Origin of the sequence: Saccharicrinis sp. GN24d3 (genome assembly GCF_052400645.1) — a bacterium.
GTDB lineage: Bacteria > Bacteroidota > Bacteroidia > Bacteroidales > Marinilabiliaceae > Saccharicrinis.
This window is the reverse complement of record NZ_JBQTGI010000070.1, coordinates 1-1,704: the sequence shown is the minus strand read 5'-3', so window position 1 is coordinate 1,704 and position 1,704 is coordinate 1. Positions and strand designations below refer to the sequence as shown.

2 protein-coding genes are annotated in these 1,704 nt (G+C 32.5%); both read left to right on the top strand.

From position 1 onward, the window contains the following. The first annotated feature begins 121 nt into the window (after positions 1 to 121). Entirely contained in the window at positions 122 to 577 is a 456-nt protein-coding gene (locus ACT29I_RS25620) for a hypothetical protein (protein ID WP_430935644.1), read from the top strand. Positions 578 to 858: 281 nt separating this feature from the next. Further along, on the top strand, positions 859 to 1,386 hold the full coding sequence (locus ACT29I_RS25615; protein ID WP_444794853.1) for a hypothetical protein: 528 nt from the start codon (positions 859 to 861) through the stop codon (positions 1,384 to 1,386). The last annotated feature ends 318 nt before the right edge of the window (positions 1,387 to 1,704 follow it).

Genomic DNA, 1,704 nt, shown 5'->3' with positions numbered 1-1,704 from the left:
AATAAAAGATTTGGCTCTGGAGTAGTTTGGAAGGTTTGGCTCGTTAAATCTCCGCACGCTTCATCCAGTAAACGTTGGCTACCATTACCCACGGCGCATAAAAAACGCATAACCTAGAAATATGAACACATCAAAAATTATACTTGCTCCATATCGACAATTATTAGAATATGTATCAAACATTGAGCAATATGTTGGATTTCAGAATGCAAGGTGGTTTATGTGGAACAGTGACTCATTAAGTTGGGTATATGGACTCTCAGAATTTGAGATTAAGAATTTTGCACAACAATTTGAAAATTTACTTCAAGAAATAAAAGTAACAATTCGAAATACTGAAAACGAAAAACTTAAACAGAAATTAAATACTGAAATTGACCAAATTCCTAGTTTTGACTATTCTGAATATGTCTTAAATACAGACAATGCATCATGGATATTTATGAAAGCATTACGACCATTTAAGACATTAAGAATGACCTTTAAATTTAAAAGCATTCTAGAAGACATTAGGTTAACATCAGAAAGAATGATTAATTATACGGAAAATCAATCGTGGTTGGAGCTGGAAAAATAAGTAACGGTAGCCAACAAAAGCTATACGTAATGCGGAGTCAGTAATGTTTTGGGAGTTTGCAGGTTGTTTTTGGGCGCCAAATTTTCGTCCCGAAAATTTATTAAGTTTAAGGTAAAATTTCAAAACGTAAATTTGGCTATGTGCAGATTTGGAAAGGAAGTTTCTTCGAATCTCCGCACTACGCATAGCTCAACCGTTGCCAGCCATTAAAAAAACACAGACAAATCAAGGTTGCATTTAGAATGTATTAATCCTTGGAAAATAAATTGATAGTAATTCATATGGAACCAATGACATTTAGAGAATTTTTGATATTTATATTTTCAAGTAGACCTTTCTCAAGACTATACTATCGAAAACAAACAAGACAAGAGGTAATTAAAGAAATATCATCAAAACTGACCCATAACGATGACATTGAAATTAGAAACCAAGACTCAAAAAAGTTCGTTGGATGCTTTATTCCGAAAACAGATGATTTCAAAGCAAAACTTAAACGTAAGGCCATAGGAACATCTTTTACATTGCATCAGTTTATAAATATTTATGGCACTTTAAAAGAAGAACATGACTTGGTTACCATAGAAATAGAATACAAGCAATCAAAAAAGCTTAAAACGCATAAGGTTGTTTGGGCAATTGTGTTCGTGTTTATTTTCAGTAGAGTAGTTATGATTGAGGATGTTAATAGTTTCTTAATTGTATTGCTTTTTATCGGTATAACACTTGCATTTATATTAATGTTATACAATTCAATTCTAAGAAAACAAATTGACTATACTGAAAAACATCTGGTCTATAATGAATAAATAACGGCTGGCAACAATAAATAAAAGGCATAGGCTGTCAGCGGAAATTTGAGAGTTTAGCTATTTAAATAAGTGCGCCGAAGCCAAGGCTTCGGCAAAAAAAGAATAAATTTAAAACCAAAACCTTAGCTTCGGCTAAGTGGGGAATCGGAGGTTTGGCTTATTAAAGCCAGCCTACGCCTCTTATTAGTAACGTTGTGGTCAAGCAAACAAGAATACATTATGAACAAAAAGCATTTTGCAACAACTGAATTGATTATAATTATTGGATTTTCAGGTTTATGTCTGAGCATTATTTTATTCATGTTCGTCTTTATA